The sequence below is a fragment of the Pseudomonas sp. YQ_6 genome (assembly GCF_043103245.1).
Classification (GTDB): Bacteria; Pseudomonadota; Gammaproteobacteria; order Pseudomonadales; family Pseudomonadaceae; genus Aquipseudomonas; species Aquipseudomonas alloputida.
Genome location: NZ_JBICJR010000047.1, coordinates 75,647 through 95,204, shown reverse-complemented (window position 1 = coordinate 95,204; position 19,558 = coordinate 75,647). Strand labels below are relative to the sequence as shown.

General features: G+C 62.5%; 17 protein-coding genes. 8 read left to right on the top strand and 9 right to left on the bottom strand.

The genetic code is table 11. The features are described from left to right. Window positions 1–104: 104 nt before the first annotated feature. The 6 genes from cysG to ACF8FG_RS15275 form a co-directional block, all read right to left on the bottom strand. Window positions 105–1,496 (bottom strand): siroheme synthase CysG, encoded by a 1,392-nt coding sequence (gene cysG, locus ACF8FG_RS15300; RefSeq protein ID WP_318079924.1) that lies wholly within the window; start codon window positions 1,494–1,496, stop codon window positions 105–107. Then, complete coding sequence (serS, locus tag ACF8FG_RS15295) at window positions 1,497–2,777, bottom strand: serine--tRNA ligase (protein WP_014590376.1); 1,281 nt, start codon at window positions 2,775–2,777, stop codon at window positions 1,497–1,499. Window positions 2,778–2,807: 30 nt separating this feature from the next. Continuing rightward, window positions 2,808–3,182, bottom strand: a complete 375-nt coding sequence (gene crcB, locus ACF8FG_RS15290) for a fluoride efflux transporter CrcB (RefSeq protein ID WP_003251205.1) — start codon at window positions 3,180–3,182, stop codon at window positions 2,808–2,810. Then, entirely contained in the window at window positions 3,179–4,504 is a 1,326-nt protein-coding gene (locus ACF8FG_RS15285; protein ID WP_019438220.1) for a replication-associated recombination protein A, read from the bottom strand. The genes crcB and ACF8FG_RS15285 overlap by 4 nt, the downstream gene beginning before the upstream one ends. Before the next feature lie 12 nt (window positions 4,505–4,516). After that, complete coding sequence (gene lolA, locus ACF8FG_RS15280; protein ID WP_392518933.1) at window positions 4,517–5,140, bottom strand: outer membrane lipoprotein chaperone LolA; 624 nt, start codon at window positions 5,138–5,140, stop codon at window positions 4,517–4,519. A 62-nt stretch (window positions 5,141–5,202) separates the two neighbouring features. Next, complete coding sequence (locus tag ACF8FG_RS15275; protein WP_014590374.1) at window positions 5,203–7,707, bottom strand: DNA translocase FtsK; 2,505 nt, start codon at window positions 7,705–7,707, stop codon at window positions 5,203–5,205. A gap of 406 nt (window positions 7,708–8,113) precedes the next feature. Between ACF8FG_RS15275 and aat the strand changes: the two genes are divergently transcribed. The 3 genes from aat (at window position 8,114) to infA (ending at window position 9,878) form a co-directional block, all read left to right on the top strand. Continuing rightward, window positions 8,114–8,794, top strand: coding sequence for a leucyl/phenylalanyl-tRNA--protein transferase (gene aat / locus ACF8FG_RS15270; RefSeq protein ID WP_014590373.1), 681 nt, complete (start codon window positions 8,114–8,116; stop codon window positions 8,792–8,794). A gap of 56 nt (window positions 8,795–8,850) precedes the next feature. Beyond that, a complete protein-coding gene (locus ACF8FG_RS15265; RefSeq protein WP_003251215.1) occupies window positions 8,851–9,558 on the top strand; it encodes an arginyltransferase in 708 nt (235 codons plus the stop codon). Window positions 9,559–9,659: 101 nt separating this feature from the next. After that, on the top strand, window positions 9,660–9,878 hold the full coding sequence (gene infA / locus ACF8FG_RS15260; protein ID WP_002553999.1) for a translation initiation factor IF-1: 219 nt from the start codon (window positions 9,660–9,662) through the stop codon (window positions 9,876–9,878). Window positions 9,879–9,963: 85 nt separating this feature from the next. On the opposite strand, the gene clpA is transcribed toward infA, so the two are convergent. Beyond that, a complete protein-coding gene (gene clpA, locus ACF8FG_RS15255) occupies window positions 9,964–12,234 on the bottom strand; it encodes an ATP-dependent Clp protease ATP-binding subunit ClpA (protein WP_010954812.1) in 2,271 nt (756 codons plus the stop codon). Between the two features lie 30 nt (window positions 12,235–12,264). Next, entirely contained in the window at window positions 12,265–12,627 is a 363-nt protein-coding gene (clpS, locus tag ACF8FG_RS15250; protein ID WP_003251220.1) for an ATP-dependent Clp protease adapter ClpS, read from the bottom strand. Between the two features lie 230 nt (window positions 12,628–12,857). On the opposite strand from clpS, the gene cspD reads away from it, so the two are divergent. Continuing rightward, on the top strand, window positions 12,858–13,124 hold the full coding sequence (gene cspD / locus ACF8FG_RS15245; protein ID WP_014590372.1) for a cold shock domain-containing protein CspD: 267 nt from the start codon (window positions 12,858–12,860) through the stop codon (window positions 13,122–13,124). A gap of 71 nt (window positions 13,125–13,195) precedes the next feature. On the opposite strand, the gene icd is transcribed toward cspD, so the two are convergent. Then, the gene (gene icd, locus ACF8FG_RS15240; protein ID WP_014590371.1) at window positions 13,196–14,452 is read right to left on the bottom strand and encodes an NADP-dependent isocitrate dehydrogenase; all 1,257 of its coding nucleotides are present in this window, start codon (window positions 14,450–14,452) and stop codon (window positions 13,196–13,198) included. 414 nt (window positions 14,453–14,866) lie between these two features. Here icd and ACF8FG_RS15235 point away from each other — a divergent pair, with 414 nt between their 5' ends. The 4 genes from ACF8FG_RS15235 (at window position 14,867) to hflD (ending at window position 19,542) form a co-directional block, all read left to right on the top strand. Further along, complete coding sequence (locus ACF8FG_RS15235) at window positions 14,867–17,092, top strand: NADP-dependent isocitrate dehydrogenase (protein ID WP_014590370.1); 2,226 nt, start codon at window positions 14,867–14,869, stop codon at window positions 17,090–17,092. Window positions 17,093–17,294: 202 nt separating this feature from the next. Further along, complete coding sequence (locus ACF8FG_RS15230) at window positions 17,295–17,735, top strand: NUDIX hydrolase (RefSeq protein ID WP_019438216.1); 441 nt, start codon at window positions 17,295–17,297, stop codon at window positions 17,733–17,735. Between the two features lie 59 nt (window positions 17,736–17,794). Then, a complete protein-coding gene (gene mnmA, locus ACF8FG_RS15225; protein ID WP_014590369.1) occupies window positions 17,795–18,919 on the top strand; it encodes a tRNA 2-thiouridine(34) synthase MnmA in 1,125 nt (374 codons plus the stop codon). Further along, complete coding sequence (gene hflD, locus ACF8FG_RS15220; protein WP_010954818.1) at window positions 18,916–19,542, top strand: high frequency lysogenization protein HflD; 627 nt, start codon at window positions 18,916–18,918, stop codon at window positions 19,540–19,542. The genes mnmA and hflD overlap by 4 nt, the downstream gene beginning before the upstream one ends. Window positions 19,543–19,558: the final 16 nt, after the last annotated feature.

Here is a 19,558-nt window from a genome sequence, read left to right as displayed (position 1 = left end):
AAGCCGGGGCTGCTTTGCAGCCCATCGCGACACAAGGCCGCTCTCACAAGGACCTTGCAATGCCTGGGGCATGTGCGATGGGCCGCAAAGCGGCCCCAACGATTTCAGCTGTTCTGTGAACCTTCGAACCAGGCCAGCTTGTCACGCAACTGTACCACCTCCCCCACAATCACCAGGGTCGGCGCGTGCACCTCATGCTGGGCCACCAGGTCTGGCAAGTCCGCCAAGGTGCCGGTGAACACTCGCTGATTACGCGTGGTCCCCTGCTGCACCAACGCCGCCGGGGTACTCGCGGCACGCCCGTGGCGAATCAGCTCGGCACAGATGGTCGGCAAGCCCACCAACCCCATGTAGAACACCAAGGTCTGCGCCGGCGCCACCAGGTCATTCCACGGCAGGTTGCTGGTGCCGTCCTTGAGGTGCCCGGTGACGAAGCGCACCGACTGGGCATAGTCGCGGTGAGTCAGCGGAATGCCGCCATACGCCGAGCAGCCGCTGGCCGCGGTAATGCCCGGCACCACCTGGAACGGAATGCCATGCTCGGCCAGCTCTTCGATCTCTTCGCCACCCCGGCCGAAGATGAACGGGTCGCCACCCTTCAGGCGCAGCACCCGCTTGCCCTGCAGAGCCAGATTGACCAGCAGGCGGTTGATCTGGTCCTGCGGCACTGAATGATCAGCGCGGCGCTTGCCTACGTAGATACGCTCGGCATCACGACGACACATATCGATGATGGCAGGTGCGACCAGGCGGTCGTACAGCACCACGTCGGCCTGCTGCATCAGGCGCAAGGCACGGAAGGTCAGCAAGTCCGGATCACCCGGGCCTGCACCAACCAAGTACACCTCACCACCCTGCTGCACCGGTGCGCCGTCCACCATCGCCTGCAACAGACGTTCGGCTTCAGCACCCTGCCCGGCCAGCTGACGCTCGGCGATCGGCCCCTGGAACACAGTTTCCCAGAAGCCGCGACGCTGGTTGACGTCCGGGTACAGGGATTTGACCTTGTGCCGGAAGCGTGCAGCCAGCCCGGCCAGCTCACCATAGGCCGAAGGGATCCACGCCTCGAGCTTGGCTCGAATCAGGCGTGCCAGTACCGGGGCGTCACCGCCGCTGGAAACCGCAATTACCAGCGGCGAACGGTCCACGATCGCCGGGAAGATCACCGTACACAGGGCCGGCGCATCCACCACATTGACCGGCAGGCTAAGGGCCTGCGCATCGGCCGACACCTGGGCATTCAGCCCAGGGTCGTCAGTCGCCGCGATTACCAGCCGGCAACCGACCAGATCGGCTGCCTGATAGCCACGCACCAGCACCTCCCCGCCACCTTCCCGGGCCAACGCGGCCAACTGGCCGTCGACGTCCGGCGCCACCACGCGCAGCAAGCCGCCGGCATCGGCCAGCAGGCGCGCCTTGCGCAAGGCGATCTCACCGCCACCGACGACCAGCACGCGGCCACCCTGCAGCTTGTGGAACAGCGGCAGGTAATCCATTTAGCGGATGACCTCGACGCCGCCCATGTAAGGCTTCAGCACTTCCGGCACCAGGATCGAACCGTCGGCCTGCTGGTAGTTTTCCAGCACAGCAACCAGGGTACGGCCTACGGCCAGACCGGAGCCGTTGAGCGTGTGTACCAGCTCTGGCTTGCCGGTTTCCGGGTTGCGCCAGCGAGCCTGCATGCGGCGCGCCTGGAAGTCACCACAGTTGGAGCACGAGCTGATTTCGCGGTACTTGTCCTGGCTCGGCACCCACACTTCCAGGTCGTAGGTTTTCACCGCACCAAAGCCCATGTCGCCAGTGCACAGGGCCAGCACGCGGTATGGCAGCTCAAGCAACTGCAGCACGCGTTCGGCGTTGGCGGTCAGGCCTTCCAGGGCTTCCATCGACTTGGCCGGCTCTACCACCTGCACCATCTCGACTTTGTCGAACTGGTGCTGGCGAATCATGCCGCGGGTGTCACGGCCAGAAGCGCCGGCTTCGCTGCGGAAGCAAGGGGTATGGGCAACCAGTTTCAGCGGCAGCTGCTTGGCGTCGAGGATTTCACCCGCCACCAGGTTGGTCAGCGACACTTCGGCGGTCGGGATCAGGTAGAAGTCAGCCTCGCCTTCGCGGGTGATCTTGAACAGGTCTTCCTCGAACTTCGGCAACTGGCCAGTGCCCTGCAGCGCCGGCGCCTGCACCATGTACGGGGTGTAGTGTTCCTCGTAGCCATGCTCGCCGGTGTGCAGGTTGATCATGAACTGCGCCAGGGCGCGGTGCAGGCGGGCAACCGGACCACGCAGCACAGCAAAACGGGCGCCGGACAGCTTGGCAGCCGCTTCGAAGTCCAGGCCACCGCTGATTTCACCGAGGGCCACATGGTCCTTGATTTCGAAGTCGAACGCCTTCGGCGTGCCCCAACGGCGCACTTCGACGTTATCGTCTTCGCTGGCGCCAACCGGCACGCTGGCGTCCGGCAAGTTGGGAATGGTCAGCAGGATGCCATCCAGCTCGGCCTGAATGGCGTCCAGCTCAGCCTTGCCGGCAGCCAGTTCGTTGGCCATGCGCTCGACGTCCGCCATCAGCGGGGCGATGTCTTCGCCCTTGGCCTTGGCCTGGCCGATGGACTTGGAACGGGCGTTACGCTCAGCCTGCAGTTGTTCGGTGCGGGTCTGCACCGCCTTGCGGCGCTCTTCCAGTGATTCGATGCGCGCGACATCCAGGCTGAAGCCACGGGAGGCCAGGCGGTCCGCCACTTCCTGAAGTTGGCCGCGTAACAGTTTGGAATCGAGCATATCGTTCTCTCGTTATATGTAGGTGTTGGTTCAGAATCGGGTCAGGGACAGGCCAGCCCAGGTTGCGAGCAGCCCGCCCACCACGCTGATACTGGTATAGCCCAAGGCAAGGGGCACTTGCCCGCTTTCCATCAGGCGCACGGTATCGAGCGAGAAGGAGGAAAAGGTCGTCAGGCCACCGAGAAAGCCGACAATCAGGCCGGCGCGCAATTCGACCGGCGCCAGCGGCTTGTGCAAGAACAAGCCATAGAGCAAGCCGATCAGCAGGCAGCCAACCAGGTTGACCGCCAGCGTACCGGCATAGAAGTGCCGTGGCCAGTGGGCCGCCACCCAGTTGGTGGTAGCGAAGCGCAACAAGGTACCAGCAATACCACCGGCGCTGACTGCGGCGATGAGTGCAATCATGGTTTTCTCCGCTGGCGGGGGCTGTTGCGGTCGAGGTCAGCCAGGTGGCGCAGCTTCTCGCCAATTTTCAGTTCCAGGCCACGGGGCACCGGCTGATAGTACTGGCGCGGCTCCAGTTCATCGGGGAAGTAATCCTCTCCGGCGGCGTAGGCGTCGGGTTCATCATGGGCATAGCGGTACTCGTCGCCATAGCCCAACTGCTTCATCAGCTTGGTCGGGGCATTGCGCAAGTGCAACGGCACCTCCAGCGAACCGTGCTCGGCCGCTTCACGCAGGGCGGTCTTGAAGGCCACGTACACCGCGTTGCTCTTGGGTGCACAGGCAAGGTAGGTGATGGCCTGGGCCACCGCCAACTCGCCCTCGGGGCTACCAAGGCGCTCCTGCACATCCCAGGCTGCCAGGCACAGGCTAAGCGCACGCGGGTCGGCGTTGCCGATGTCCTCGCTGGCCATGCGCACCACGCGGCGGGCGATGTACAGCGGATCGCAGCCGCCGTCGAGCATGCGTGCAAACCAGTACAGGGCGCCATCGGGGTTGGAGCCACGCACCGACTTGTGCAGCGCGGAAATCTGGTCGTAGAACGCCTCGCCGCCTTTGTCGAAGCGGCGGCGACTGTCACCCAGCAGGCTCTGTAGCATCTCGACGTCGATCTCGCTGCCGTCTTCAGCCAGGTCCGAGGCGTTCTCGAGGAAGTTGAGCATGCGCCGGCCATCGCCGTCGGCAGCGGCCATCAGCATCTTGAAGGCGTCGTCGCCCACCCGCAGGTTGCGCTTGCCCAGGCCACGCTCTTCCGTCAGCGCACGGTTGACCAGCTTGCGCAGGGCCGCTTCGTCCAGGCTCTTGAGCACATACACCCGCGCCCGCGACAGCAGCGCGTTGTTCAGCTCGAACGACGGGTTTTCGGTGGTGGCACCGATGAACAGCAGCGTGCCGTCCTCGACATAGGGCAAAAAGGCGTCCTGCTGCGACTTGTTGAAGCGGTGCACCTCGTCAACGAACAGGATGGTGCGACGGCCATATTGGCCAGCCTGCTGTTTGGCCACCTCCACGGCCTGGCGGATCTCTTTCACCCCGGCCAGCACCGCCGACACCGTTTCGAAGTGCGCATCGCAGAACTGCGCCAGCAACCGCGCCAGCGTGGTCTTGCCGACCCCGGGCGGCCCCCAGAAGATCATCGAGTGCAGCGCACCTTGTTCCAGCGCTTCGCGCAGCGGTTTGCCGCGCGCCAGCAGGTGCTCCTGGCCGACGTACTCATCCAGGCTGGACGGGCGCAGACGGGCGGCCAGGGGCTGGGCGACGGGTTCGCTTCGAAACAGGTCCATGGCGAGCTCTGGTTACTCCTTGATCACGTCCGCGCCCTTGGGGATGTCGAACTTGAACTTGCTGTCCGGCACCGCCTGGTTGGCCTTGACGCCATTGAACAGGATGTTGGTGCGCTGGCCGACGCTGTCGATCAGCTGCATGTCATTGATCAGGCCTTTGCGGAACGACACGCGCAGCGAGTCGAACAAGGTGTCCTTGGTCTTTGGCTTGAGGGTGAAGTCCATTACTTCGCCCTGCTCCTTGGACGCGATATCAAAGCTCTGGCTGATCTTCGACACGTCCCCGGACAGCAACAGGGCCGGGGTCTGGTTCAGGCGCACGTCGAGCTTCTTGATGGTGGCCTGTTCCAGGTCCGGGTCCCACAGGGTGACGTTCTTGCCGTCCGACACCACCACCTGCTCCTGCGGTGCATCGGTGTGCCAGTAGAACAGGCCCGGGCGCTTGACCGTCATCTTGCCCGAGGTTTCCTGCAGGCTGGTGCCATCGGCGCCCAGGGTCAGCTGGGAGAAGTTGGCCTCGATGGCCTGCGACTTTTCCAGCAACTGGGTCAGGCGTTGTACGTCTTGCTCACCGGCATAAGCTGTAACCGAGCCCAGGGTAAGGGCAGAAACCAACAGCATGCGAATCGCGCGCATGGGAATCCTCATTGAGCGTTGAAAAGGCCGGGCGCCACCGTTGGCGCCCGGCAGGGTGTTCATCAATCGCGCGGGCCGCCCGGGGCTATCACTTCCCGCGAGCCGTTGCTGTTCATCGGGGTGACAACGCCGGCCATCTCCATCGACTCGATCATGCGCGCGGCACGGTTGTAGCCGATCTTCAGCTTGCGTTGCACGGCAGAAATGGAGGCGCGACGGCTCTCAAGCACGAATTGCACCGCTTCATCATACAGGGCGTCGGTTTCGGCATCGTCACCCTCGCCACCGCCGCCGCCGCCATCAAAGCCGCTACCGGCTTCTTCGACGCCGTTGAGGATGTCGTCGTTGTAGTCCGGGGCGCCACGCAGCTTCCACGCCTCGACCGTGCGGTGCACTTCGTCGTCGGACACGAATGCGCCGTGCACCCGGATAGGCAGGCTGGTGCCTGGCGGCATGTACAGCATGTCGCCATGGCCGAGCAGCTGTTCGGCACCGCCCTGGTCGATGATGGTACGCGAGTCGATCTTGCTCGACACCTGGAACGCCATACGGGTCGGGATGTTGGCCTTGATCAGGCCGGTGATCACGTCCACCGACGGGCGCTGGGTGGCGAGGATCAGGTGAATACCGGCCGCCCGAGCCTTCTGCGCGATACGGGCGATCAGCTCTTCGACCTTCTTGCCGACGATCATCATCATGTCGGCGAATTCGTCCACCACCACCACGATGGTCGGCAGGGTTTTCAGCGCAGGCGGCTCATCGTCCATGCTCTCACGGCGGTACAGCGGGTCATGGATGATTTCGCCAGCTTCCTGGGCGTCCTTGATCTTGCGGTTGAAACCGGCCAGGTTACGCACGCCCATGGCCGCCATCAGTTTGTAGCGCCGCTCCATTTCGGCCACGCTCCAGCGCAGGGCGTTGGCGGCGTCCTTCATGTCGGTGACCACCGGGCATAGCAGGTGCGGGATGCCTTCGTAGATGGACAGTTCAAGCATTTTCGGGTCGATCATGATCAGCCGCGCGTCTTCCGGGCTGGACTTGAACAGGATCGACAAAATCATCGCGTTCACACCTACCGACTTACCGGAGCCGGTTGTACCGGCCACCAACAGGTGCGGCATCTTGGCCAGGTCGGTGATCACCGGCTTGCCGCCAATGTCGTGGCCCAGCGCCAGCGTGACGGGCGATTTCTGCTCGTCGTACTGCGGCGTGGCCAGCACTTCGGAGAAGCGCACCATCTGGCGGTTTTCGTTGGGTATCTCGATACCCACCGTGGTCTTGCCAGGGATGACCTCGACCACTCGCACACTGGTCACGGCCAGCGAACGCGCCAGGTCCTTGGCCAGGTTGGCGATGCGGCTGACCTTCACGCCGGCGGCCGGCTGGATTTCGTAACGGGTAATCACCGGGCCGGGGTGGATCGAATCCACCGCCACTTCCACACCGAATTCCTTGAGCTTGATTTCCAGCAACTGGCCGACACCGGCCAGGGATTCTGGCGAATACTCGATCTTCTTCTGTTCGGCCGGGTCGAGGATGGAAATCGAGGGCAAGGTGCCCTCCACGGCGCTGTCGACAAACAGCGGCGCCTGCTTTTCCTTCATCGCCCGCTTGCTCGGCTCCGGCGCTCTGCTGGCGGCTGACGGCGGCACAATGGTGGGCGCTGCGTGCTGCTGGCGGGGCACCACGGTTTCACGCGGCGCCAACGCCTCAGGCGCCGTTTCACGTGGCGGCACAATCGGTTCGCGTGCAAGGGTTGGCTCACGTGGCTCGACCGGCTGAGCGGGTGGCTCTTCACGCTTGAGGATGCGCTCGCGCAGTGACGGCTTGGCCGGCTCACGCTTCTCGGCAGCCATCGGCGCGGCCTTGAACACCGGTTCGTCCTCGCGCAGCTGTGCCTCGAGGCGCTTGCGCTCGTTGCGCGCTTCCCACCAGCGGGTAGCAGCCCCTTGCACCAGTTCGAACAGGTCGAGGGTGATCTTGCCGGTCAGGTCCATCACCTTGAACCACGACAGGTCGGTGAAGACGGTCAGGCCGAACAGGAACAGGGCAATGAACATCAACGTGCTGCCCTGCACGTTCAGCAGGTTGCGCGCCAGGTCGCCCAGGCTTTCGCCCAGTGCGCCACCGGCAGAGAACGGCAGGCTGGCGGGCGGGTGGAAGTGGATATGCGCCAGCGCCGCCCCCGACAGCACCAGGAACACCAGGCCAATCAGCCGCCAGGAGAACAGCCAGCCACTCCAGTCCCACGGCTGGTGGCGTTCGCGGAAAATCTGCCAGGTCTTGACCGCCAGCAGCAGCGGAAAAATATAGGCGAAGTAACCCAGCACCATGAACAGGATGTCGGCGAAATAGGCACCGGCACGCCCGGCCGCATTCTGCACCTGGTCGACGTTGCTGGTGTGGCTGAAGCCCGGGTCCGACGTATCGTAGGTCAGCAGCGCCATCCACAGGTACAGGCACAGAGCGCCGACAGCGATCAACGCACCTTCCTTGAGGCGATAATGCAGCTGCTGCCGCCACAGTGGCACAGGCAATGGAGCTGGAGTTGCGGTGGATTTCTTCAAAACGCGTCTATTCCTGCGCGTGGTGCGCGTCCAATAGTGATCGGCCGCTGCGCGACCAACGAACCACTACTTTTAACATTACTGCCCGCCAGCCGCCATGGCGGCACGCCGTATGGGGGTTTGGCCGGGGGCGAATTCCTATAGCTGCAATTTGAGCATGCATTTTCTTTTGTGACAAAGGCTTATGCTGTGTTTTTGCACAGGTGTGACAGCAAATGTAGCGGATGGTGCCTGCGGCTGGATGAATGTGTAGGAAATTGCCCTGAATTGCCGCAAAACTGCCTCACCTCGCTGTAGGGGTAGCCTTTTGCAGGTTACCGCGCTGGTTTGAGGCCCCCAAAGAGATTGACCCCGCTTTTCTCCCAAGCCATGCTGCCCTCTCCCCTCCCCCACCGCACGATAGACCATGCTCACCTGGCTGACCCGCGACTCGCTGACCTTCCCGCCCCTGGAAAAGGCGCTGCACGACCCCAACGGCCTACTGGCCGCCGGCGGCGACCTGAGCCCCGAGCGCCTGGTGCAGGCGTATCGCCATGGCTGCTTCCCGTGGTACCAGGACGGCCAGCCGATCCTGTGGTGGTCACCCGACCCGCGCACGGTGTTGTTGCCCGACCAGTTGCATGTGTCACGCTCGCTGGCCAAGCTGATACGCAAAGGCCGTTACCAGGTCAGCTTCGACACCGACTTCCCGGCCGTGATCGCCGCCTGCGCCGCGCCTCGCGACTACGCTGACGGCACCTGGATCACCGACACCATGCGCAACGCCTACTGCGAGCTGCACCGCCGTGGCATCGCTCATTCGGTTGAAGTTCGCCAGGACGGCGAACTGGTCGGGGGCCTGTACGGTCTGGCCATGGGCCAGCTGTTCTTTGGCGAATCGATGTTCAGCCGCGCCGACAACGCCTCCAAGGTCGGTTTCGTGACCTTGGTCAATCACCTGCGAGACGCCGGCTTCGTGCTTATCGACTGCCAGATGCCGACCAACCACTTGCACAGCCTGGGCGCCCATGCCATCAGCCGTGCCGAGTTCGCCAGCTACCTGGCACGCCACCTTGACCAGCCCAACAGTGCTTCATGGGTTGCCTAGGCGAGTTCCCGTAGCTGGCTTACACTTAAAACAACGTCTCACCGAAGGGGTCGATCATGACAGAGTTGGCGCGGTTGAAGTTCTATGCCACTCAGCCCCATTCCTGCAGCTACCTGCCGGAGGAGCAAGCGACCACGCTGTTCCTCGACCCCAGCCAGCCGATGGACGTGCACGTGTACGCCGATTTGTCGGAAATGGGCTTTCGCCGCAGTGGCGACCACCTGTACCGCCCACACTGCCAGAACTGCAACGCCTGCGTGCCGGCGCGCATCCCGGCGGCGCGCTTCATCCCCAACCGCCAGCAGCGTCGCATACTCAAACGTAACGCCGACCTGACCGTAACCGCAGCGCGCCCGGCGTTCAAGGAAGAGTACTTCGAGCTGTACCGGCGCTATATCGAAACGCGCCACGCCGATGGCGACATGTACCCGCCCAGCCGCGATCAGTTTTCCACCTTCCTGGTACGCGACCTGCCGTTCTGCTGGTTCTACGAGTTTCGCCTGGAAGGCCGGTTGATGGCGGTGGCAGTGTGCGACCTGCTGCCCAATGGCCTGTCGGCGGTGTACACCTTCTACGAGCCGGACGAGGAGCGCCGCAGCCTTGGCCGTTTCGCCATTCTCTGGCAGATCACCGAAGCGCTGCGCCAGAACCTGGAGGCGGTTTACCTGGGCTACTGGATCAAGAACTGCAAGAAGATGAACTACAAGACGCAGTACCGACCTATCGAGCTGCTGATAAACCAGCGCTGGGTCACCCTCAACTGAAAGCATTGGCTTGACACGCAGTTTTCCGGCATAATCCACGCCACTTTTTTGCCCGGTGCGGATATGCGTCGGGCTAACACTGGATCCGAGGGCTCAACTGCATGTCGAAAGAAGACAGCTTCGAAATGGAAGGTACTGTCGTCGACACCCTGCCCAACACCATGTTCCGCGTGGAGTTGGAAAACGGGCACGTCGTAACCGCGCACATCTCCGGAAAGATGCGCAAGAACTACATCCGTATTCTCACTGGCGACAAGGTCCGCGTCGAACTGACGCCGTACGACCTGAGCAAGGGCCGCATCACCTACCGTGCGCGCTAAGCTCAAGCCATGAAAAAGCCCGGCCAGGTGCCGGGCTTTTTTGTGCCTTAAGAAATTGCAAGGGGCTGCAGGCAGCCCCTGCACATCACGCGACCTCAGCCGTGGTTTCGAAGTCGAACACCAGCTCGCCATCGCGCAGGTCGACATGCACCACGCCACCATGCTCGGCCAGCTCGCCAAACAGGATCTCCTCGGCCAGCGGCCGCTTGATCTTGTCCTGGATCAGCCGCGCCATTGGCCGCGCGCCCATCTGCACGTCATAGCCCGAAACCGCCAGCCAACCGCGCGCTTCATCGCTGACTTCCAGCAGCACACGCTTGTCTTCCAGCTGCGCCTGCAATTCGATAAGGAACTTGTCGACGATGCTTTTGATCGTCTCCGTGCTCAGGCGGCCAAACTGGATGATGGTATCCAGACGGTTGCGGAACTCTGGCGTGAAGCTCTTGCGGATCACTTCCATGGCATCGGACGCGTGGTCCTGATGAGTGAAGCCGATCGACGCCCGCGCCGCGGTTTCTGCACCGGCGTTGGTGGTCATGATCAGGATCACGTTACGGAAGTCGGCCTTGCGCCCGTTGTTGTCGGTCAGGGTACCGTGGTCCATCACCTGCAGCAGCAGATTGAAGACTTCCGGGTGGGCCTTCTCGATTTCGTCGAGCAACAATACGCAGTGCGGCTGCTTGGTGATCGCCTCGGTCAACAAGCCACCCTGGTCGAAACCGACATAACCCGGAGGCGCACCAATCAAACGCGACACGGTGTGGCGCTCCATGTACTCAGACATGTCGAAACGCACCAACTCCACACCCAGCGCCTTGGCCAATTGCCGCGCCGCTTCGGTCTTGCCGACGCCGGTAGGACCGGCGAACAGGAACGAACCCACCGGCTTGTCTGGCGACTTGAGGCCGGCACGGGACAACTTGATCGCGGTGGCCAGCGAGTCGATTGCCTGGTCCTGGCCAAACACGGTCAGTTTCAGGTCGCGCTCGAGGTTGCGCAGCAGCTCCTTGTCGGAACTGGTGACGTGCTTCGGCGGAATTCGCGCAATCTTGGCGACGATGTCCTCCACTTGCGGCACATCGATGCGCTTGACGCGACTGGCTTCTGGCTGCAGGCGCTGGTAGGCGCCAGCCTCGTCGATCACATCGATGGCCTTGTCAGGCATGTGCCGGTCATTGATGTAGCGCGAAGCCAGTTCGGCAGCGGCGCGCAGGGCTTCGTCGCTGTACTCGATGTTGTGGTGGCTTTCGAAACGCCCTTTCAGGCCGCGCAGAATGCCCACGGTGTCTTCGACCGATGGCTCGCTGACATCCACCTTCTGGAAGCGGCGCGCCAGGGCACGATCCTTCTCGAAGATGCCGCGAAATTCCTGGAACGTGGTCGAACCGATGCAGCGGATTTCACCCGACGACAGCAGCGGCTTGAGCAGATTGGAAGCATCCATCACCCCGCCCGACGCCGCACCGGCACCGATGATGGTGTGAATTTCGTCGATGAACAGGATGGCCTGCGGACGCTTGCGCAGCTCACCGAGCAGCGCCTTGAAGCGCTTCTCGAAGTCACCACGGTATTTGGTACCGGCCAGCAACGCGCCCAGATCGAGGGAGTACACCACGCTCTGCGCCAGCAGGTCAGGCACCTGACCATCGACGATGCGCTTGGCCAGGCCTTCGGCGATGGCCGTCTTGCCCACGCCTGCCTCACCCACCAGCAGCGGGTTGTTCTTGCGCCGACGAGCGAGGATTTGTGCCACGCGCTCCACTTCCTGCTCGCGACCGACCAGCGGGTCGATACGGCCGGCACGGGCCAGTTCGTTCAGGTTGCTGGCGTAGGCGTCCAGCGGGTTGCTCGAAGAGGAGGTTTCGCCACCCTCATCGTCCTGCATGTCCTGCTCGCTTTCAGACTGTGCACCATGCCCTGGCACCTTGGAGATGCCATGGGCGATGTAGTTGACCACGTCGATACGGGCCACGCTCTGCTGCTTGAGCAGGAACACGGCCTGGCTTTCCTGTTCGCTGAAAATCGCCACCAGCACATTGGCGCCGGTCACTTCGCGCTTGCCAGAGCTTTGCACGTGGAACACGGCACGCTGCAGCACGCGCTGGAAGCCCAGGGTCGGCTGGGTTTCACGATCTTCGTCGTTGACAGGGATCAACGGCGTGGTGGAATCGATGAACTCTTGCAGGTCATGCTTGAGCTTGTCGAGATTGGCGCCACAGGCGCGCAGAACGGTCGCGGCAGCCTCATTGTCAAGGAGTGCCAGCAGCAGATGTTCGACGGTCATGAACTCATGACGCTTCGAACGGGCCTCCTTGAAGGCAAGATTGAGGGTGACTTCGAGCTCGCGGTTTAACATAGCTTCACCTCATACCCAAGTGGTCGGCGATTAACCGTCCTTCTCGATTTCACAGAGTAGCGGATGCTGGCTTTCCCTGGCGTATTGGTTGACCTGCATAGCCTTTGTTTCGGCGATGTCACGGGTAAACAATCCGCACACTGCCCGCCCCTCGGTATGGACGGTCAGCATGATCTTGGTCGCCAGCTCGCGGTTCAGACTGAAGAACGTCTCGAGCACTTCGACGACGAAATCCATTGGCGTGTAGTCATCGTTGAACAAAACCACCTTGTACATCGGTGGCGCCTGCAGGATCGGCTTGGCTTCCTGAACTGCAAGACCTGAGCCGTCGTCCTCATTCGATTGCGGGCGATCCTGATTGAATGTTAGTCGAATCTCACTAGGTGCATGCATGGAAAGAATTTCATCATGAGCGTCAGGTTAAGGTTGCAGGTTGACTGCACAGGCCACCGCCAGCGCAGGCGCCGCGTGACCTTGACTATCGGCAAAACGGTGTTACAACCAATAAGAACCCACCGTGGTCGATAAAGATCCGCGCAGTCAACCAGATTTTTCGCAAGGTTCGTATGCGGATGAAGTGGATGATACTCCAGTGATGGAGTCCTTTGCAGAGGGACATAGGGATGGCAAGCGGTAAAGTCAAGTGGTTCAACAATGCCAAGGGCTATGGATTCATCAATGAGGAAGGTAAATCCGATGACCTGTTCGCCCATTATTCCGCCATCCGAATGGACGGATACAAGACCCTGAAAGCTGGCCAGGCCGTGATATTCGACATCGTCCAGGGCCCCAAAGGCTTGCACGCCGTCGAAATCAAAGATGCCGCGGCCGCTGCGGCAGAGGCTGCCAGAACCCTGGGCGAGCCGCAAAGCGAAACTGCAAAAGCCTGACTGCCTGCGCTGTGCCGATAGACGAAAAAACCGGCCGCCTCTTTACGGGAGGCGACCGGTTTTCTGTTGCCTTACATGTGTTTGATCATTTCATCGCCAAAGCCTGAGCTGCTTACCAGCTTGGCGCCCTCCATCAGCCGCTCGAAATCGTAGGTCACGGTCTTGGCCGCAATGGCGCCATTGGTGCCCTTGATGATCAGGTCGGCGGCTTCGGTCCACCCCATGTGGCGCAGCATCATCTCTGCCGAGAGGATCACCGAGCCCGGGTTGACCTTGTCCTGCCCGGCATACTTGGGCGCAGTGCCGTGAGTGGCCTCGAACATGGCCACGGTGTCGGACAGATTGGCGCCCGGGGCAATGCCGATACCGCCCACTTCTGCCGCCAGGGCATCGGACAGGTAGTCACCATTGAGGTTGAGGGTGGCGATCACGTCGTACTCCGCCGGGCGCAGCAGGATCTGCTGCAGCATGGCGTCGGCGATGGCGTCCTTGACGATGACCTCGCGACCGGTCTTGGGGTTCTTGAACTTCATCCAAGGGCCGCCATCGAGCAGTTGAGCACCGAACTCGTCACGCGCCACCTCGTACCCCCAGTCCTTGAAGGCACCCTCGGTGAATTTCATGATGTTGCCCTTGTGCACCAGGGTCAGTGATTCGCGGTCGTTATCCACCACATATTGCAGGGCCTTGCGCACCAGACGCTTGGTACCTTCCTTCGACACCGGCTTGACGCCGATACCGCAATCCTGGTCGAAGCGGATCTTGGTGACCCCCATTTCCTCCTTGAGAAACTTGATCACCTTGTTCGCCTCGGGCGAGCCGGCCTTCCACTCGATGCCGGCATAGATGTCTTCGGAGTTCTCGCGGAATATCACCATGTCGACGTCGCCAGGCTTTTTCACCGGGCTCGGTACACCCTGGAACCACAGCACCGGCCGCAGGCACACATACAGGTCCAGTTGCTGGCGCAGGGCCACGTTGAGCGAGCGGATGCCGCCACCGACCGGTGTGGTCAGCGGGCCCTTGATCGATACCACGTAATCACGCACGGCATCGAGGGTTTCCTGCGGCAGCCAGGTATCCTGGTCATACACCTGGGTGGCTTTCTCGCCAGCGTACACCTCCATCCAGGCAATCTTGCGCTTGCCACCGTAGGCCTTCTCCACGGCGGCATCGACCACCTTGATCATTACCGGCGAAACATCGACGCCGATCCCGTCGCCTTCAATGTAAGGAATGATCGGATTATCAGGCACGTTAAGCGAATGATCTGCATTGACGGTGATCTTGGTGCCGTCGGTCGGAACCTTGATTTTCTGGTATCCCATGCTTGCACTACTCCGCTGTCTGGTGTGGTTTGGACATCGTGCGATCCACTGAGCCTAAACCACATCTGCCGACCTGCAAGGCATGCGACAACCCGCCGCATTGCCGCTTAGTCTTTGGTCTTATAAATGGGCCGATATCACTTGGCCTTGCTGATTAGCCCGAATGGTTTGGTATACTCCGCCGCGACCGAAGGGTCATCGGGGCGAATCCCAGGAAAATGCGGACCGCCCTAGGCCATGAATGGCCATAAAGCCTGGGTTGTTACCGCAGCTCAGCACTTGACGCTCGACTGATGCATCCACCATCACCGCTCGCAGCCTCTCGACTTTCCGCTCATGGCGCTGCCAGGGCGATGCGCCTACCCTGCGCACCACGAGACTCGAGCACGCTCAGCACACAGAGAGTTAACCCGCATGCCCACCCGTTCCAAGATCATCTATACCTTCACCGACGAAGCCCCCGCCCTCGCCACTTACTCGCTGCTGCCGATCATCGAAGCGTTCACCGCTTCGGCTGACATCGCTGTCGAAACTCGCGACATCTCCCTGGCTGGCCGTATCCTTGCCGCCTTCCCGGAGCAACTGGGCGCAGAGAAGCAAGTAGGCGATCACCTGGCGGAACTGGGCCAGCTGGCTACCACCCCTGAAGCCAACATCATCAAGCTGCCGAACATCAGCGCCTCGGTACCGCAGCTCAAAGCCGCGATCAAGGAACTGCAAGGCAAGGGCTTCAACATCCCTGACTACGCCGACGAGCCGGCCACCGCGGAAGAAAAAGAATCCCGTGCCCGCTACGACCGCATCAAGGGTTCCGCCGTGAACCCGGTGCTGCGCGAAGGCAACTCCGACCGCCGCGCGCCGCTGTCGGTCAAGAACTACGCCCGCAAGCACCCACACAAGATGGGCGCCTGGGCCGCTGACTCCAAGTCGCACGTTGCCCACATGACCCAGGGCGACTTCTACGGCAGCGAAAAAGCCGCACTGATCGAAGCTGACGACAGCCTGCGCATCGAGCTGGTCAGCAAAGACGGCAGCACCACCGTGCTGAAAGAAAAGACCGCCGTCAAAGCCGCCGAAGTCATCGACTGCGCCACCATGAGCCGCAAGGCCCTGAAAGCCTTCATCGCCGAGCAGATCGCCGATGCCAAGGCCGCTGGCGTGCTGCTGTCGGTGCACCTGAAAGCCACCATGATGAAGGTCTCCGACCCGATCATGTTCGGCGTCATCGTCGAAGAATTCTACAACGACGTGCTGACCAAGCACGCCGCTGCCCTGGCCGAAGTAGGCTTCAACGCCAACAACGGTATCGGCGACCTGTACGCCCGTATCAAGGACCTGCCCGCCGACAAGCAGGCCGAGATCGAAGCCGACATCCAGGCCCTGTATGCCGAGCGCCCGGCCCTGGCCATGGTCAACTCCGACAAAGGCATCACCAACCTGCACGTGCCGAGCGACGTGATCGTCGACGCCTCGATGCCGGCCATGATCCGTGACTCGGGCAAGATGTGGAACACCGCAGGCGAACTGCAAGACGCCAAGGCCGTGATCCCGGACCGCTGCTACGCCGGCATCTACCAGGCCACCATCGAAGACTGCAAGGTCAACGGTGCCTTCGATCCGACCACCATGGGCAGCGTGCCGAACGTTGGCCTGATGGCGCAGAAAGCCGAAGAGTATGGTTCCCACGACAAGACCTTCCAGATCAAGGCTGACGGCGTGGTTCGCGTAGTCGATGGCAAGGGCAACGTCGTGCTGGAGCAGAACGTCGAAGCCGGTGACATCTTCCGTATGTGCCAGACCAAGGACGCGCCGATCCAGGACTGGGTCAAGCTGGCCGTCAACCGTGCCCGCCTGAGCAACACCCCGGCGGTGTTCTGGCTGGACCCGGCTCGCGCCCACGACGGCGTCATGATCGAGAAGGTGCAGCAGTACCTGAAAGATCACGACACCACCGGCCTGGACATCCGCATCCTGGCACCGGTCGACGCCATCAAGTTCTCCCTGGCCCGCATCCGCGAAGGCAAGGACACCATCTCGGTGACCGGCAACGTGCTGCGTGACTACCTGACCGACCTGTTCCCGATCATGGAACTGGGCACCAGCGCCAAGATGCTGTCGATCGTGCCGCTGATGAACGGCGGTGGCCTGTTCGAAACCGGCGCCGGTGGTTCGGCTCCGAAGCACGTGCAGCAGCTGGTTGAAGAAAACTTCCTGCGTTGGGACTCGCTGGGTGAATTCCTGGCCCTGGCCGCTTCCCTGGAGCACCTGGGCAACACCTACGACAACCCGCGCGCCAAGGTTCTGGCCAACACCCTGGACCAGGCTACCGGCAAGTTCCTCGACACCAACAAGTCGCCGTCGCGCAAAGTCGGCGGTATCGACAACCGCGGCAGCCACTTCTACCTGACCCTGTACTGGGCCGAAGCCCTGGCTGCTCAGACGGACGACGCTGCCCTGCAGGCACGCTTCGCACCACTGGCAAAAACCCTGGCCGAGAACGAAGCGACCATCGTCGCCGAGCTCAACGCCGTTCAGGGCAAGCCAGCCGACATCGGCGGCTACTACGCCCCGGATGCCGAGCTGACCGCCAAGGTGATGCGCCCAAGCCAGACCCTGAACAGCGCCATCGCTGCCCTGTAAGGTTCGCTTGAAGTAACAGCTCAAACCCCGGCCACGCACCGGGGTTTGTGCTTTCTGGATTGGGGCCGCTGCGCAGCCCTTCGCGGGCTTGCCCGCTCCCACAGGAAAGGTGCTGTCAGCAAGACCTGCACTGCACCTTTGGGAGCGGGCGAGCCCGCGAAGGACCGCAAGGCGGTCCCGGCAATCTGAAAGGACATGGCAAATGACCTGGCAACCCCACATCACCGTCGCCACCATCGTCGAGCACGAAGGCAAGTTCCTCTTCGTCGAGGAATTCAAAGCCAACCAGCACGTCTTCAACCAGCCTGCCGGCCACCTCGAGCCCAACGAGACCCTGCCCCAGGCCGCCCTGCGCGAAACCCTGGAAGAAACGGCCTGGGAAGTCGAGCTGACCGGCGTGGTCGGCATCTACCTGTACACCGCCCCCAGCAACGGCGTGACCTACCAGCGCGTCTGCTTCGCCGCCCGCCCCGTGCACCATCACGCCGACCTGGCCCTGGACAGCGACATCCTCCGCGCCGTGTGGCTGACCCGCGACGAACTGCTGGCCGACCCGACTCGCTGGCGCAGCGAGCTGGTGCCACGCTGCCTTGATGACTACCTCAAAGGCCCGCTGCACAGCCTCGACCTGCTACGCGACTGACGCGGCTCCGCAGGTTTGATAGAATCGGCGTTTTTCCCCCTTGATACACACCGGTACCCATGACCAGCCCAGCACTTAAAGACCCCGCCAAGACCCGCGTCATCGTCGGCATGTCCGGCGGCGTGGACTCTTCCGTCTCAGCCCTTCTGCTCATCGAGCAGGGCTACCAGGTGGAAGGGCTGTTCATGAAGAACTGGGAAGAAGACGACGGCACCGAATACTGCACCGCCCGTGAAGACCTGGCCGACGCCCAGGCCGTGTGCGACCGCATCGGCATCAAGCTGCACACCGCCAACTTCGCCGCCGAATACTGGGACAACGTGTTCGAGCACTTCCTTGACGAATACAAGGCTGGCCGCACACCCAACCCCGACATCCTCTGCAACCGCGAAATCAAGTTCAAGGCGTTCCTCGACTATGCCCTGTCGCTGGGTGCCGACCTGATCGCCACCGGCCACTACGTGCGCCGCCGCGACACCGGCACGCTCACCGAACTGCTCAAGGGCCTGGACCCGAACAAGGACCAGAGCTACTTCCTGCACGCCGTCGGCGGCAAGGAAATTGCCCGCACCCTGTTCCCGGTCGGCGAACTGGAAAAGCCCGAAGTGCGCGCCATCGCCGAAAAACACGGCCTGGCCACCGCCAAGAAGAAAGATTCCACCGGCATCTGCTTCATTGGCGAGCGCCGCTTCAGCGACTTCCTCAAGCAGTACCTGCCGGCCCAGCCGGGCGACATTGAAACCACCGAAGGTGAAGTGATCGGCCGTCACCACGGCCTGATGTACCACACCATCGGCCAGCGCCAGGGCCTGGGCATTGGCGGCCTGAAGGATGCCAGTGACGAGCCGTGGTACGTGCTGCACAAGGACCTGGCCCGCAACGTGCTGGTGGTCGGCCAGGGCAACGAGCACCCATGGCTGTTCTCCCGCGCCCTGCTGGCCTCGGAGATTTTCTGGGTCAACCCGGTCGACCTCGGCAGCCCACGGCAGTTGACTGCCAAGGTGCGCTACCGCCAGAGCGACCAGCGATGCACCCTGGAACGCACCGCCAGCGGCTACCGCGCCGTGTTCGACGAGCCTCAGCGCGCCGTGACGCCGGGCCAGTCCGTGGTGTTCTACGACGGCGAAGTGTGCCTGGGCGGCGGCGTGATCGAGGCTGCCGAGCCGTGGAGCCCGCGCGCATGAGCAACCTGCAGGAGCAGCTGATCGCGTTGGGTGGTGTGTTCCAGGCCGCCGTGCTTGTCGACCGCATCGCCCGCACCGGCCAGGCCAGTGAAGCCAATATCGGCTGCATGCTGGGCAGCCTGCTGGTGCGCGACCCCAAGGACACCCTGGAGGTGTTCGGCGGTGACGACCTGAACCTGCGCGACGGCTACCGAGCGCTGATCGGCGCCCTCGAGCGCGACCCCAACAGCCTGCAACGCGAGCCGCTGCGCTACGCCCTGTCGATGCTGGGCCTGGAGCGCCAGCTGAACAAGCGTGGCGACCTGCTGGACACCATCGGCAACCGCCTGCCGCAAATCCAGTCGCAGGCCGAGCATTTCGGCCTGGTTCACGAAAACGTCATCGCTTCCAGTGGAGCCTTGTACCAGGACACGCTGAGTACCTTGCGCCAGCGCATCCAGGTGCACGGCGACATGCGCTTCCTGCAGCAGCCCAACAACGCCTCGAAGATCCGCGCCCTGCTGCTGGCCGGCATCCGCGCCGCGCGACTGTGGCGGCAGCTGGGCGGGCACCGCTGGCAGCTGGTGTTCAGCCGGCGCAAGTTGCTGAACGAACTGTATGACATGATGCGCAGCCCCAACTGACGGGCTGGGCTGCCCT

Bases quoted from the DNA above. Each gene is read 5' to 3' on its own strand.
- cysG (WP_318079924.1), bottom strand. From the start codon at position 1,496: ATGGATTACCTGCCGCTGTTCCACAAGCTGCAGGGTGGCCGCGTGCTG.
- serS (WP_014590376.1), bottom strand. From the start codon at position 2,777: ATGCTCGATTCCAAACTGTTACGCGGCCAACTTCAGGAAGTGGCGGAC.
- crcB (WP_003251205.1), bottom strand. From the start codon at position 3,182: ATGATTGCACTCATCGCCGCAGTCAGCGCCGGTGGTATTGCTGGTACC.
- ACF8FG_RS15285 (WP_019438220.1), bottom strand. From the start codon at position 4,504: ATGGACCTGTTTCGAAGCGAACCCGTCGCCCAGCCCCTGGCCGCCCGT.
- lolA (WP_392518933.1), bottom strand. From the start codon at position 5,140: ATGCGCGCGATTCGCATGCTGTTGGTTTCTGCCCTTACCCTGGGCTCG.
- aat (WP_014590373.1), top strand. From the start codon at position 8,114: ATGCTCACCTGGCTGACCCGCGACTCGCTGACCTTCCCGCCCCTGGAA.
- ACF8FG_RS15265 (WP_003251215.1), top strand. From the start codon at position 8,851: ATGACAGAGTTGGCGCGGTTGAAGTTCTATGCCACTCAGCCCCATTCC.
- infA (WP_002553999.1), top strand. From the start codon at position 9,660: ATGTCGAAAGAAGACAGCTTCGAAATGGAAGGTACTGTCGTCGACACC.
- clpA (WP_010954812.1), bottom strand. From the start codon at position 12,234: ATGTTAAACCGCGAGCTCGAAGTCACCCTCAATCTTGCCTTCAAGGAG.
- clpS (WP_003251220.1), bottom strand. From the start codon at position 12,627: ATGCATGCACCTAGTGAGATTCGACTAACATTCAATCAGGATCGCCCG.
- cspD (WP_014590372.1), top strand. From the start codon at position 12,858: ATGGCAAGCGGTAAAGTCAAGTGGTTCAACAATGCCAAGGGCTATGGA.
- icd (WP_014590371.1), bottom strand. From the start codon at position 14,452: ATGGGATACCAGAAAATCAAGGTTCCGACCGACGGCACCAAGATCACC.
- ACF8FG_RS15235 (WP_014590370.1), top strand. From the start codon at position 14,867: ATGCCCACCCGTTCCAAGATCATCTATACCTTCACCGACGAAGCCCCC.
- ACF8FG_RS15230 (WP_019438216.1), top strand. From the start codon at position 17,295: ATGACCTGGCAACCCCACATCACCGTCGCCACCATCGTCGAGCACGAA.
- mnmA (WP_014590369.1), top strand. From the start codon at position 17,795: ATGACCAGCCCAGCACTTAAAGACCCCGCCAAGACCCGCGTCATCGTC.
- hflD (WP_010954818.1), top strand. From the start codon at position 18,916: ATGAGCAACCTGCAGGAGCAGCTGATCGCGTTGGGTGGTGTGTTCCAG.